1 protein-coding gene is annotated in these 696 nt (G+C 60.2%); it reads left to right on the forward strand.

Annotated features, from left to right (window positions below; all coding sequences use genetic code 11):
• Positions 1–696, forward strand: a 696-nt coding sequence (locus DEO48_RS01235; RefSeq protein ID WP_109844098.1) for a LysR substrate-binding domain-containing protein, incomplete at both ends; no start/stop codon positions are given.

Below are 696 nucleotides of genomic sequence, written 5' to 3' on the forward strand. Positions count from 1 at the left end.
CGCCCGGCTGGGCAGCGTCACGCTGGCCGCGCAGGAACTGGATATCTCACCGTCGGCGGTCAGTCATCAGCTTAAGGTCCTTGAAGGGTATCTGCAAATGCCGCTGACGGAACGTCAGGGGCGCAGGCTGGTGCTGAGCCAGCACGGACGTGAATATTACCGCTCGATCCGTGCGGCGTTTAACGTGCTGCGCCAGGCAACGGAGCATCTGGCAGAGCAGGCGCAAACGCGTCAGGTCACCATCAGCCTGATCCCGCTTTTTGGCATGGGGTGGTTTATCCCGCGTCTGCCTGATTTTATGCGTGCGAACCCGCAGACAGAGATCAACGTTGTGTATGCCAACCATCGTAACTATCTGAGCGATGCGTCGGATATGTCGATTCGTTTTGGTAACGGCCAGTGGGCGGGCTATCAGAGCGAAAAGCTGATTTCCGGACAGATGGTGCCGGTGTGCAGCCGCGCGTTTTTGCGCATTCATGGGCATATCGATACGCCTGAGCAACTGCTGCAAATGCCGCTGCTGCATGATGAGGAGCGCACCAGCTGGCCGCAGTGGTTTCAGTTGCAGGGGGTAAAGCGGTCTCTGCGGCGCAGCGGCCCCCTGTTTGAAGACGGACTGTTGACGCTGGCGGGCGTACAGGCCGGGCTGGGCTGCGCGCTGATGCGCGAGCCGCTGATCGCGCCTTATCTTGAGAG

The organism is Enterobacter sp. CGMCC 5087 (assembly GCF_003144775.1).
Taxonomy (GTDB): domain Bacteria; phylum Pseudomonadota; class Gammaproteobacteria; order Enterobacterales; family Enterobacteriaceae; genus Enterobacter; species Enterobacter cloacae_M.